Source organism: Shimia sp. NS0008-38b (assembly GCF_040370365.1).
GTDB lineage: Bacteria > Pseudomonadota > Alphaproteobacteria > Rhodobacterales > Rhodobacteraceae > Shimia.
Genome location: NZ_BAABWQ010000001.1, coordinates 573,572 through 586,268, shown reverse-complemented (window position 1 = coordinate 586,268; position 12,697 = coordinate 573,572). Strand labels below are relative to the sequence as shown.

General features: G+C 54.3%; 14 protein-coding genes. 4 read left to right on the top strand and 10 right to left on the bottom strand.

The window, feature by feature from the left end; all coding sequences use genetic code 11:
- Positions 1–90: 90 nt before the first annotated feature.
- Together ABWV47_RS02830 and ABWV47_RS02825 are read right to left on the bottom strand one after the other, a co-directional pair.
- Positions 91–474: a response regulator gene (locus ABWV47_RS02830; RefSeq protein ID WP_353308328.1), complete on the bottom strand. Its 384-nt coding sequence runs from the start codon at positions 472–474 to the stop codon at positions 91–93.
- Positions 471–1,886: a sensor histidine kinase gene (locus ABWV47_RS02825; RefSeq protein WP_353308327.1), complete on the bottom strand. Its 1,416-nt coding sequence runs from the start codon at positions 1,884–1,886 to the stop codon at positions 471–473. The genes ABWV47_RS02830 and ABWV47_RS02825 overlap by 4 nt, the downstream gene beginning before the upstream one ends.
- A 478-nt stretch (positions 1,887–2,364) precedes the next feature.
- Between ABWV47_RS02825 and ABWV47_RS02820 the strand changes: the two genes are divergently transcribed.
- The 3 genes from ABWV47_RS02820 to ABWV47_RS02810 all read left to right on the top strand — a co-directional run bounded on the left by ABWV47_RS02820 (position 2,365) and on the right by ABWV47_RS02810 (position 5,507).
- Positions 2,365–3,381 (top strand): C4-dicarboxylate TRAP transporter substrate-binding protein, encoded by a 1,017-nt coding sequence (locus tag ABWV47_RS02820; protein ID WP_353308326.1) that lies wholly within the window; start codon positions 2,365–2,367, stop codon positions 3,379–3,381.
- Positions 3,382–3,451: 70 nt separating this feature from the next.
- Entirely contained in the window at positions 3,452–4,087 is a 636-nt protein-coding gene (locus ABWV47_RS02815) for a TRAP transporter small permease subunit (protein WP_353308325.1), read from the top strand.
- Entirely contained in the window at positions 4,080–5,507 is a 1,428-nt protein-coding gene (locus ABWV47_RS02810; RefSeq protein WP_353308324.1) for a TRAP transporter large permease, read from the top strand. The genes ABWV47_RS02815 and ABWV47_RS02810 overlap by 8 nt, the downstream gene beginning before the upstream one ends.
- Before the next feature lie 20 nt (positions 5,508–5,527).
- On the opposite strand, the gene ABWV47_RS02805 is transcribed toward ABWV47_RS02810, so the two are convergent.
- The 8 genes from ABWV47_RS02805 to guaA form a co-directional block, all read right to left on the bottom strand.
- Positions 5,528–5,956, bottom strand: coding sequence for a tellurite resistance TerB family protein (locus ABWV47_RS02805; protein WP_353308323.1), 429 nt, complete (start codon positions 5,954–5,956; stop codon positions 5,528–5,530).
- The gene (locus ABWV47_RS02800; RefSeq protein WP_353308322.1) at positions 5,953–6,246 is read right to left on the bottom strand and encodes a DUF1330 domain-containing protein; all 294 of its coding nucleotides are present in this window, start codon (positions 6,244–6,246) and stop codon (positions 5,953–5,955) included. The genes ABWV47_RS02805 and ABWV47_RS02800 overlap by 4 nt, the downstream gene beginning before the upstream one ends.
- A 90-nt stretch (positions 6,247–6,336) precedes the next feature.
- Positions 6,337–7,251: a DMT family transporter gene (locus ABWV47_RS02795; RefSeq protein WP_353308321.1), complete on the bottom strand. Its 915-nt coding sequence runs from the start codon at positions 7,249–7,251 to the stop codon at positions 6,337–6,339.
- 103 nt (positions 7,252–7,354) lie between these two features.
- Entirely contained in the window at positions 7,355–8,446 is a 1,092-nt protein-coding gene (locus ABWV47_RS02790) for an OmpP1/FadL family transporter (RefSeq protein WP_353308320.1), read from the bottom strand.
- 118 nt (positions 8,447–8,564) lie between these two features.
- Complete coding sequence (locus ABWV47_RS02785; RefSeq protein ID WP_353308319.1) at positions 8,565–9,431, bottom strand: DMT family transporter; 867 nt, start codon at positions 9,429–9,431, stop codon at positions 8,565–8,567.
- On the bottom strand, positions 9,428–9,721 hold the full coding sequence (locus ABWV47_RS02780; protein ID WP_353308318.1) for a putative quinol monooxygenase: 294 nt from the start codon (positions 9,719–9,721) through the stop codon (positions 9,428–9,430). The genes ABWV47_RS02785 and ABWV47_RS02780 overlap by 4 nt, the downstream gene beginning before the upstream one ends.
- Positions 9,722–9,728: 7 nt before the next feature.
- Complete coding sequence (locus tag ABWV47_RS02775; protein WP_353308317.1) at positions 9,729–10,079, bottom strand: hypothetical protein; 351 nt, start codon at positions 10,077–10,079, stop codon at positions 9,729–9,731.
- 133 nt (positions 10,080–10,212) lie between these two features.
- On the bottom strand, positions 10,213–11,772 hold the full coding sequence (gene guaA / locus ABWV47_RS02770; protein WP_353308316.1) for a glutamine-hydrolyzing GMP synthase: 1,560 nt from the start codon (positions 11,770–11,772) through the stop codon (positions 10,213–10,215).
- Between the two features lie 159 nt (positions 11,773–11,931).
- Between guaA and ABWV47_RS02765 the strand changes: the two genes are divergently transcribed.
- Complete coding sequence (locus ABWV47_RS02765; RefSeq protein ID WP_353308315.1) at positions 11,932–12,639, top strand: MgtC/SapB family protein; 708 nt, start codon at positions 11,932–11,934, stop codon at positions 12,637–12,639.
- Positions 12,640–12,697 lie beyond the last annotated feature (58 nt).

Below are 12,697 nucleotides of genomic sequence, written 5' to 3'. Positions count from 1 at the left end.
TTGCCAAACGACCATTTGCGGCAGACAACAGACATTGCGATCCAAGCACTCACAAGTTCGGGCCAAGCTCACTGACGCTGAGTTCTCAAATTAGGCCGCAGCGAGCACCGCGCGAAGTTGATCAAGGCGAACGGGTTTTGGGATAAATCCAGAGAACCCCGCTTGGGCGCATTCCTGTTCCATCTCACTTGTTGCGTTGGCTGTCACAGCGATGACCTGCGGGCCTGCAGGATTGAGGTGTTTTGCGATCTCTTGCGCCGCTGCGACGCCGTCCATGCGCGGCATATTTATGTCCATGAGTATCACGTCATAGTCGTGATTTAAGGCCATCTCTACGGCCTCTACTCCGTCCCTTGCAATCTCACAATCCAGACCGCAATGGCGTAGCATCTTTTGCAGAATCTTTACATTCATGGGCTCGTCGTCGACGGCCAACACTTTCAAGTTCGCACCAATTTTTTCGAATTCTTTCATGCTGCGTCTCTCTTAGAGTTTGTCGTATCTTGGAGGCGACCCACAATCGGCACCGGCACTTCCAAAACGAAAGTTGACCCCTTACCGGGAGTGCTTTCCAGGGTGATATCTCCCCCCATTACCCGCGCAATGCCACGTGCAATGGGTAAGCCCAGACCGGTCCCCCCGGCGCTTCGTGTGGAGGATTCATCAACTTGTGTAAATCTCTCAAAGACCCGCGCTTGTTCAGAAAGCGGGATACCGGGGCCCGTGTCCATAACCGATACCTTCAACACACCAGTGTCCGACATGTCAGTCGACGTTAGGGCTGCATGTAATGTGACGCCACCGGTTTCGGTGAACTTTATGGCATTCCCCACCAAATTTACCACGATCTGTTGCAGGCGTTTGAAGTCGGCCTTCAGCGCGGGAGTGTTTTCTGCGACGTCGACGTCAAACGAAATGCCTTTGTCTGCGGCGGCGATTGTGGCGAATCCTGTGGCGGTTTTCATAGCTGGCGCCAGTTCGATCACGTCCTCAAACAGATTCATTCCATCAGCTTCCAATGATCCGAACGTCAAGAGCTCTTCGATCAATGACAACTGGCTTTCAGAGCACGTTTTCAGAATTTCCAAGCTGTCCACGTCATCTTCATCCAAGTCGGCCAACTCAAGGAGCTGTATTGCACCAATGATCCCATTCATGGGGGTGCGAAGTTCGTGGCTGACCGTCGCAACAAACTGCGTTTTCGCAAGATCCGCTTGTTGAGCGCGCACACGTTCCGCGTCCAGTTCAAGGTTGCGTTCCCGCAGTCTCCGGATCGTTAGCAAAAGGGCCACAGAAGGAATTAGGAGGGCCAAAAACACCAAGCTCATCATCACTAACCCGTAGATCAGGTATTCGTTTCTGACTGCTTTAGTGGTTTCGGTCTGATCAAGATACGTCTCTGCGATTGCGAGCACTTTGCCGTCAGCACCAACAATAGGTAAGTAGGTTTCGCTATAGAGATCTGGGCGATTGGGCTTGTTGGTTCCATCCGCCACAACAGTATAGGGCTGGCCGCCATCCACAACGCTGGCGGCAGCCGGGTTGTGGGATCCAAGTGAGACGCTTTCCGCGTTGGGATCGTCTGATACGAAGCGCAATTTGCCGTCTGGACTAAAAATTTTGAAGCGAAAAACGCCACCAAACTCAGCCATACGCGCGAGCGTTTCTTGCTGCTCCATGTCCGGTTTGGCACCGGCGACAATTGCATTTATCCCGGTAAGAGTTTCAGCCGCAAAATTTGACCATTCCAAGGAGCGGCGAGAGGCGTCGCGCTCCACGGCGTCATCAACAAAAGCTGAAGTTGCCCAAATACCCACTGCGACCAAGCACAGCCCAACAAACACTCCGGCAGTCGACAAGGCCACAACTCTTCGTTTTACAGCCATGACGCATCCCCATATGCAAAGCTCATCTACCCACTTCGCATCCAAACCTTAAAATCGCGTTACCGAAACATCGGGGAGATGGTGTGAACCATACCATTTTTGGAAAAATTGCACAGAACAGCTACGTCAATTGAGACACCAAAATAAGCCCGTTTCGCCGTGTCGCTGGCCGGTTGATAACCGATTCCGGCCCGAGAATTCGACGTTTATGTGGCGTTGGGTCATTACCGCGCTGGCTCGGAAGCGTTCGTTTGGGCCGAGGGCAGCGAGGTCAGCAGCTCCCAAATTTCGGACCGCATTTGCAAATCTGTTCCAATCAGATCGTTGCTTGCGCGTATCCTCCAAGTTTTCCTAGCTTTTTGACTCTGCGGAAATCCGCAGGGCTTACGGCCAAAGTCACGCAAAAACCTTCATTGGCATGTTGGGGCACTTTCCTGCATGCTCTGCGCATAAGTACTTACGCAATCGGGAGGAAACTATGCGTAAATTGATGAGCCGGACCGCTGTGGCGGCCCTATCTATGGCCTTTGTTACCGAAGCTATGGCAACTGAGTGGAATGTCTCTGTTTGGGGCAAGCGCCGTGCGTTTACCGAACATGTAGAAAAGCTCGCAGAACTGGTCAGCGAAAAGACTGGCGGCGAATTCACCATGAACGTCAGCTATGGTGGGCTTTCCAAGAACCGCGAAAACCTTGATGGGATCTCTATTGGTGCGTTTGAGATGGCGCAGTTCTGTGCGGGGTATCACCGCGATAAGAACCGCGTTGTGACCGTACTGGAGCTTCCGTTCCTTGGCGTCTCCAACCTTGCTGAAGAGGTTGCTGTGTCCAAAGCTGTCTACGCACACCCTGCAGCGGCTGAGGAAATGGAGCAGTGGAATGCAATGCTGCTGATGACCTCACCTATGCCACAATACAACATTGTGGGCACCGGTGAACCGCGCGATGAGCTGGCCGATTTTGACGGCATGCGTGTGCGCGCAACCGGTGGTCTGGGCAAAGCGTTTGAAGCAGTGGGGGGCGTGCCGACTTCTGTGACCGCCACCGAAGCTTATCAGGCGATGGAAAGTGGCGTTGTAGACACCGTCGCATTTGCGCAGCACGCGCACCTTGCGTTTGGCACAATCAACCAAGCGGATTGGTGGACAGCCAACCTGAACCCCGGCACGGTTAACTGCCCGGTTGTGGTGAACATCGACGCGTATGACCTGTTGCCTGATGATCATCGTGCAGCGCTGGACAGCTCTGTAGATGAAGCCATCGCGCACTATGTGGCCAACTATGGCACCCTGCTTGAGAAGTGGGACAGCGTGCTGGCTGAGAAAGGTGTTCAGAAGGTTGAACTGGACGAGGCTGTGATCGCAGAATTCCGCGCCACAGCCGCAGATCCAATTCGCGAAGCGTGGATTGCGGACATGGAAGCCCAAGGCCTTCCCGGTCAGGAGCTCTATGATCTGGTTGTTAAAACACTCGAAGATCACCGCGCAAGTAACTAATATATAATAGCTAATGCAGTGGCCTCGGAGGTGTTCGGGGCCACTTTGCACACCTCAAAAGGGGATGGACATGGCCGGGAGTTCCGCCGTGCTTGAAGACGACAGCCTACTGAGCAGGCTTGATCGTCATCTACTCAAGTTAGAAACGTTTTTCGCATTGCTGAGCGGTCTTGCCGTGTTCAGTTTGATGTTTTTGGCCGCTTACTCGGTTGGGGGGCGTAAGTTTTTTGCGTCACCGCTTTCGGGATATGTGGACTATATCGAGGTGCTGATGCCGCTGATTGCGGTGATGGGCATTGCTTATGTGCAACGCGATGGCAGCCACATCCGTATGGACATGCTGATTGGTAAGCTAAGAGGCCGCGCGCTTTGGGGCGCAGAGCTTCTTTCGGTGATGTTGATTATGCTGCTGATGATTGCGCTAACCATGGGCAGCTGGGCGCATTTTGAGCGTTCCTTTGATTGTGCGCGGCCGTTGTGTTCACGCGACAGTTCGATCGACATTGGGTTGCCGATCTGGCCGTCAAAGTTGATCGTGCCAATGGCGTTTTTTGTGATGTGCCTGAGGTTAGCATTGCAAGCATACGGTTATGGGCGTGCGCTTGTGCTGAATTTGCCAACGCCAGTGGCGGTGCCGCTTGTGCAGAGCATCGAAGAACAGGCCCGTGCAGAGGTCGACCAGCTGGGGAGTGGTGAAAATGGATAACATCACCATTGGCCTGTGGGTCACGGGTGGCATGCTCGTGCTTGTTGTGCTGGGCATGCGGGTGGCTTTTGCCGCAGCTTTGGCCGGGTTTATCGGCATTGTGTGGATATTCTGGGCCAAAATGGGCTATGCGCCTGAAAAACTCCTGTTTTGGAACGAGCGGCGCGAAATCTGGGATGGGGCATTGGGTAAGTCCATCGCCATCGCTGGATCGGTGCCACATTCCAAAGTGTCCTCTCAGGCGTTGAGCCTCATCCCGACGTTTATTCTGATTGGCTATCTGGCCTACTACGCGAAGCTCACCACGGCGCTGTTTGATGCCGCGAAAAAGTGGATCGCTTGGGTGCCGGGCGGATTGGCCGTGTCCACGGTGTTTGCGACCGCAGGGTTTGCGGCCGTGTCAGGCGCGTCAGTGGCAACTGCGGCGGTGTTCGCACGCATTGCGATCCCGGAGATGCTCAAAGTTGGCTACAACAAGCAATTTGCAGCTGGCGTGGTGGCGGCAGGCGGCACATTGGCGTCGTTGATCCCACCATCTGCGATCCTTGTGATTTATGCCATTATCGTTGAGCAGGACGTGGGCAAGCTGTTGCTGGCTGGCTTCATTCCCGGGGCGTTTTCGGCCATAGTGTATGCCGCGATGATTATCGGCATCGCCTTGGTCTTCAAGAATGTCGGCCCGCCGGTGACAGGGTTCACGTGGCGTGAGCGGTTTGCCGCATTGCCACCTGCATTGCCGATTGTGGCCGTTGTCGTGATCATCATCTTCTTTGTTTACAACCCGTTTGGCGATGCCTGGGGCACGCCCACCGAAGGCGGAGCTGTGGGGGCGTTTATTGTGTTCCTTTTGGCGTTGATCCGCGGGATGCGCTGGCCTGAGTTGAAGATGGCGCTGCTTGATACAGCGAAGCTAACGGTGATGATCTTCACCATCATCTGGGGGGTGCTGATCTATGTACGCTTTCTGGGATTTGCAGATTTGCCGGGGGCGTTTTCAGACTGGATCACTTCACTGACCATGTCGCCGTGGTTGATCCTTGTGTGCATCCTGTTGGCCTATGCCGTTTTGGGGATGTTCATGGATGCGATTGGCATGCTGTTGCTGACCTTGCCGGTTGTCTATCCTGCTGTGATGGCTCTGAACGGTGGCGAGGCCGTGACGGCGGCGGAAAGCACATTTGGCATGAGCGGGACCATGTGTGCGATCTGGTTCGGTATTCTGGTGGTGAAAATGGCGGAGTTCTGTCTGATCACCCCGCCAATTGGCCTAAACTGCTTTGTGGTGGCCGGTGTACGCGACGATCTGACAGTGCAAGATGTCTTCAAAGGCGTCACACCGTTCTTCCTTGCGGATGCCGTGACCATCGCGTTGCTGGTTGCGTTCCCCAGTATCGTGCTCTGGCTGCCAAGTTTGGCTTAGAGACCACAGGCTGGTCCCGCTTATGCGGGGCCAGCTGGGCTGTCTTCTGGTTTGATGCCTAGAATGGCTTCGATCTCGTGCAGGCTGGCGTCTTCCTCGGGAAGATGTTTGCCATCTGCCTCAATGACTTTGAACAGTTTGTTTGCGACTTCCAAACGGTGCGGGTAGTCAACGTTTTCACGGATCAGCAAAGCGAAATCTGGCGTGCCCGGAGCGGCATTTTCTAGTTTTTCACATGTGGCGCGCAGTTTGGCAGCCTCAATCGGCTTCAGACTGAAGGTTTCGCAGAGGATACGATCAATCTCACCGATTTCGAGTGCGTGATACGAATGATCGGATTTAGCGACGCGTACCAACAGTGCACCAAGGGCGAGTTTTTCATCGGGCTCAGGCAGCGGCGGGGTGTTTGGTGTCCCCATAAGGCGGTGCAATAGCTGATCCCAAATCATACATCATACCCTTCTACAATCACGATATCGCCATCGCTGACAGGGACACGCAGTGCTTTCGCGGCTTGGTAGTCGGCGGAGTGATAACAGTCGAGCGCGGCCTGATAAGAAGGGAATTCAATCACCACATTGCGACTGCGCGCGGTGCCTTCTGGATTTTCAAAAGTGCCTCCGCGCACAAGAAATCGTGCGCCATATGCAGCGAATGGTTTGGCGTTGGCTGCCACGTATTTCTGATAGGCGTTGATGTCATCCACATCCACGCGTCCAATCCAGTACCCTTTGGCCATTCTGGCTTCCCTTCGTATTTTTTAGTTTTGGAGACACCGTGCCAAAGGGGAAGGGGGCATGGCAAGCGGAGTTCACAGGTATGTGGCATCTCACACACGCCTTTTTTGCGGCACAAGACGCCCGTCCAGCACGACGAGGCCGACAGTCAACAGACCAAAACCTACAAATGCGCGTGGGTGCAGCGTTTCATTGAGAAAGATCGTCCCCAGAAGAATGGCAAAGGGTGGGATCAAGAGCGTGACCACCAGGAGGTTGCCACTGCCTGCGGCTGCAAGGACGCGGTAGTAAAGCAAATAGGCCCCAGCGGTGCCCAAGATGGCTCCATATGCAATTGATGCCCAAGTGGGTGCGGCAAGGGATAAGGTAACCGGGCCCTCGACTAAATATGCAAGCGGTAATGCCATAAATGAGGAGCAGGACAGCATGCCAGCCGTCGCCACAATGGGTGTGACACCTGACAGTTGTTTGCGGGCCCATATACCTGCGACTCCATATGACAGCGTCGCCAGCAGTGCCGCGATCTGTGCCAACGACCGCGGATTGATCTCGGTGAGGTGGCTGAGGCCAATGGCGGTTGCCACGCCAAGAAATCCAAGTCCTAAGCCGAGACTCTTTTGGAGAGTCAGACGTTCGTCAGCCAGAAAGAGGGCGGCGAGCAGCACACCAAAGAACGCCGTAGCCGCGTTGAAGATCGAGGCCAGACCACTTTCAATGGTGAGCTGTGCGTAATTCAGCAAGCTGAAGGGGATCAGGTTGTTGAGCAGCCCCATGACAAGGAACGCAGCCCACAGGCGCATGGAGCGTGGCACAGCGTGGCCGCGCAGCCAGATGATGCCCCACAGCAGAAGCGCGGCCCAGAACACGCGATGCGCCACCAACGTGATCGGGCCAATTTCGATTAAGGCCATACGATTTGTGAAAAATACAGCGCCCCAGAGCGCAGCGAGCAGGAAGAGTTCCACCCAAGTGCGGGGAGAGAGGCTTTTTTGTGCGAGTGTGCTCATTGCTTTGGCTTAGTCGTTTAAGCAAATCAGCGCACTCCGAAACCTGCGCAAAGAAAAAGCCCCACCGAAAGGGCGGGGCTCTGTATTCGGTTTGATACAAAGATCAGAAGCGATAACCGATGCGGAAACCTGCACCAATCGCTTCGTTGTCTTCAAACGCGATGTCGACACCAGGTGATAGGTTATAGGACTGATCGCCCGGAATTGCGTAGGTCAGACCACCAGACACAGAGAGCTTTTCGTTTACTTGGTACGTTGCTCCCAAGCCTACACTTTTTGAACCGGTTGTTGGTGCAAGCGCTGTTGTCGAGGGGCGATTGCCAGCTTTTTCATATCCGACCTGAAGCGCAACCGACAGTTTGTCATTTATGCGCTGTCCAACACCCAAAGTGTAGTTGATCGTGTCATCAGAGAAGTCGACCCATGATCCTTCGGGTGTCGTATCTAGGCTGAATCCACCCCAGCCGACCCAACGCACGGAGCCGAACACCAGTGTATTGGCTGCGACACCGGTTTGGAAGTCGAGGTTCACACTCTCCGGGAAATCAACGTCAAATACGCGGTCCTGCGAACCAGCGGGGAACGCTGCATTAACCCCTTCAAAAGCATTATTGATCTCAGTTGCATATGTCAGGGCCACGCGCAAAGCAATCTCTGGCTTCTCATAAGCGACGCCGACTACGCCACCAAAATCGTAGTCGCTGCTGGCACGTAGAATGCCGTTACCAGATTGAATGGTACCGCGTACTTTAAGAGCACGAGCACCGCCGTGGATGCTGAAACCGTTGCCCAAGTCGTATTGCAACAATGCAGTCAGTGCGTCGCTATTGATTTCTGCCAATCCGTCGTACGGGAGCCCAGCAGCGCCGCCAGCGGACAGAGGACCGTCAGTGTAATGAATATGCGCGCCAAACGGTTGATCATAGATCAGGGCCATATCCAATTTTTCGTTGATTTCGTGTTTGTAGCCAAAGCCGAACGTGTTGTAAGACTTCGCAACATCGTTGGAGTTGCCAACCGCTGGAATTGGGTTGGTTCCCGTGACGCTCGGATTTACCCGCGAGAAGGTAAACTGAAGGTAGTTCCCTTCTTCAAACAGAATGTTGACACCTTGTCCTGAGCGGTCGATTCCTCCGGCGAAAGATGCTCCTCCAACCATCGCAAGCGCGGTGGCTCCCATAAGCACTTTTTTCATGTGTTGTTTGTCCCGTGTTCGTCTGAGTGTTTTTTTATTGCTTTGCAGAGGCTATTCGCGCAGCATTGGTTAAGTCAACGAAACGATCCCCTTACGTTAACGTGACTTCGCGTCAATGTTATCTGCGCGCTAAGCGGAGTTGAGCAAGTATGTTTATGTAATTGCCTGTAAAAATAATTGTCGCGCCTATTAAGACCCAAATATCGATGCTTTCGCCATATAGTGTCATTCCTACAACAGCAATCAGCGGTAACCTGACAAAATCGATAGGCATGACAACCGAGGCGGGAGCGAGTCGCAATGCGGTTGTTAGGCAGAAATGCGCGATGAGTCCCGCGCAGGCAATGAGCAGGAGCCAAGGCAAGCTGGCAATAGAGGGCCAGGCGATGTCCCCGTCAAAGCCGGCAAACAAAACGCCGAAGGCTGCTTGCATCACGGTCAGGTAGAACAAAATACAGGTGATGCCTTCACTGCGGGTAAGTTTTCGTGTGAAAAGCGCAGTGAGTGCAAAGCCTATAGCAGCGGTGGCCGCAGCGGCTTGGCCCATATCAAGCGCTTGGGGATTTGGACGCGCTACAATCAGAATGCCGATGAAGCCGATTAGGGCGGCGATCAACCCAATGGGACGAAGCCGTTCCTTTAGGATCAGCGGCGACAGCAATATGGCCCATATAGGCGACGTGAACTCCAAAGCAAAGACTTGGGCGAGCGGAATAACCGTAATGGCGTAAAACCAAAGGTTCTGCCCTGCGAAATGACAGATGTTGCGTACAAAGTGCAGCCCGAGATTGCGGCGTGTGACCTGAGAGAGGGTGCCCGCCATGCCTGCAACGCCACAAACCAAGACAACACCGATCAGGCTGCGGTACATCATGATCTCAAACGTATCGAGCTCAAAGCTGACCGCGCGCCCAGCGATGGCCATGCTGGTGAACGACACGATGGCGCCGCTCATCCAGAGGGCGGCTTTGAAAGTGTCATTCATGTAGGGATTTCTTCTATATTGTATGCCCGCGGGATGCCCGCGGTTATGGTCGCCCATTCCGAGGCTTTGGTGCGGGTCTGATGGGCATCAAAGGCAGCGCGGTCGACAAAAAGCTCTGCCACAAGGAAGCGGCCGGCGGTCATTGGGTCTTTGGTGACTTCAAAGGACAGACAGCCGGGTTCTTCATGTGTGAGCGCGATGTGCAGCGGCAGCGCGGCGCTGACCGCTGCCATGCGATCGGCGGGCACATCGATGTGGCCGGTTAGGCGAACGTTGGGGGCGTTGGTCATCGTAAGCTCATTCGGCGACGGTGCAGCAGCCGTAGGTCAGGCGCTGATCGACTATCAGTGAAAAGGAGAGCGGGAACTGCCCGCCAACGGTATCGCAAACGTTTTCATGAACGACCAAAGTGCTTTGCGCGCCTGCAACGCTTAGCGACCAAGCTGAGGGAAACTCTTCATGCTCCTGCGACATCTGGAGCGCGACACCGGTTTGGCGCGCACTGTCTGTTCGCCAAATTTGTACGGCGCTGCCGGCAACGGACAGAAACACGTTGCCATGCACGCCCTCACACGCCAGCGGAGGTGTCGCGACGGCAAGTGTTGGCACAGCGATTAAGCTCAGAACGCATAGAATGGTGAACTTCACAACATATCCTCCGCAAAGATGTTTCGCGCAGGTGCGCCGGACATGCCAGAAGAATTTGATTTCAGACCATGAAAACTTGTTGCAGGCGCTTAACAAAAAATGCCGCGCTTAAGGCGCGGCATCTGTGTTACTCTTATTCCCACTCAATTGTGCCCGGAGGCTTTGAGGTGATGTCGTAGGTACAGCGGTTGATGCCTTTGACCTCGTTGATGATCCGCGTGGCGGTCTCGCCGAGGAACTCGTGGCTGAACGGATAGTAATCTGCGGTCATACCATCCACAGAGGTCACCGCGCGCAGCGCGCAGGCGAAGTCATAGGTCCGGCCGTCGCCCATCACGCCCACAGTGCGCACGGGCAAGATTGCCACAAAGGCCTGCCAGATGTCATCGTAGAGACCGTGTTTGCGGATCTGGTCGATGAAAATCGCATCCGCTTCACGCAGGATATCGAGCTTTTCGATGGTGATTTCACCGGGGCAGCGGATCGCAAGGCCCGGTCCCGGGAAGGGGTGGCGACCAATGAAGCTTTGTGGGAGGCCCAACTCGCGGCCCAAAGCGCGGACTTCATCTTTGAAGAGTTCACGCAGCGGTTCAACCAGTTTGAGACCCATCTTTTCCGGCAATCCACCCACATTGTGGTGGCTTTTGATGGTCACAGAGGGACCGCCAGAGAAGCTTACACTTTCGATCACATCCGGATAGAGCGTGCCTTGGGCGAGGAATTCGGCGCCATCGATGGTGTCAGCATGTTTTTGGAACACATCGATGAACAGCTTACCAATGATTTTGCGTTTGGTTTCTGGATCAGATTGACCGTCCAGTTCACCAAGAAACAGATCACTTTCGTCTGCATGGATCAGTTGGATATTGTAGTTGTCGCGGAACATCGCGACCACTTCCTCAGCCTCGTTCTTTCGGAGCAAACCATGGTCGACAAACACACATGTCAGTTGATCGCCGATGGCCTCGTGAATCAAGATCGCAGCCACGGAACTGTCAACACCACCAGACAAACCGCAGATCACCTGTTTGTCACCAACTTGGTCACGGATGGCTGCAATCATCTGTTCGCGATAGGCGCCCATGGTCCAATCGCCAGAGAAACCAGCAATTTTTACAAAGTTCTCATAGAGTTTTGCGCCGTTGGGCGTGTGGTGCACTTCGGGGTGGAATTGCACCGCATAAAAATGACGCTTGGTGTCGGCGGTGATCGCATAAGGCGCATTGGGTGAGGTGCCATAGACCTCAAAGCCCGGCGCGATTTCGCTGACGTGGTCGCCGTGGCTCATCCAGACTTGTTCGTCGCCGTCAGCAAACCAGCCGTCCAGAATGTCCAAGCCATTTTGAGGAGTTACAAAGGCGCGGCCGAATTCGGCGGTGCCGTGACCGCTTTCCACTTTGCCGCCCAGTTGCGTCATCATGGTTTGTTGACCGTAACAGATGCCAAGGATTGGTACACCGTAGTCAAAAATCTCTTGTGGCGCGCGAGGTGAGCCCTCTCGGGTCACACTGTCGGGGCCCCCAGAGAAAATCACGGCTTTGGGTGCGAAGCTGCGCACGAAGTCCATGTCGACGTTCTGGTAGGGGTGAATTTCGCAATAAACGTTCAGTTCGCGCAGGCGGCGCGCAATCAGCTGCGTAACCTGGCTTCCGAAGTCAATGATGAGGAGGCGGTCATGAGAAATATCGGACATGCTCGCCGCATAGGCTATGGCAGCGTTTGGTGCAAGTCTCTGTGTGTGCTGGCTGCGTGTTTGTCGCGGTTTTTCACCAATTGGTCGTGTTTGTTGTGTTCTGCGGCGGCGGAGCTGTCACGTTTGCTGAAATGGAAATTGTATATTAAAGGTATATACATGAATCACTATTTTCCTGTTGAGCTACAGTCTGCTGCACTGAATTTGGCGTTGGCCGTTGTCTGTGGCGCACTAATTGGGTCGGAACGACAAGTGCGGCAGCGCATGGCTGGGCTCAGAACAAATGCTTTGGTTGCACTTGGGGCCGCAAGCTATGTGGTGTTTTCATCACTTTTCCCCAACGAGGTAAGCCCTACACGCGTGGCTGCGCAGGTGGTGTCTGGCATCGGTTTCTTAGGGGCGGGGATCATTTTCCGCCAAGGGTTTACGGTGCATGGTTTGAACACTGCGGCCACGCTTTGGTGTTCAGCGGCCGTTGGGTTGATGGCGGGAGCCGGGCAGCCGATGTTTGCGGTACTGGCGACGTCGTTGGTGGTATTTGTCAATCTTGGGCTGCGGCCGTTGGTGAAGTGGCTCAAACGAAAAACCAAAGCTGGGGTGCCGCTCAATCAGGACTACGAAGTGTCCATCACTTATGCGCCTGATGAAGAGACGCAGGTGCGCGCGCTCGCTTTGCGAGCTCTAACGCAAATCGGAGTGGTGGTGACAGGAATGGAACGCAAAGAACATCACGAGGACCGTGCAGTGCTTGATATCTTGCTGACCATAGAGGAACGCAGCGAGGTGCAATTGGCTCAATTGTTAAACCCGTTGATGTTGGATGCGCGGATCTCGAAAGTCTCTTGGGGCGCCGGAGACGACGAATGACGAATAAAACCGACCTTTGAGTGCTGCACATGTCGCATTCTTGTTTCAGAGGCCGTTA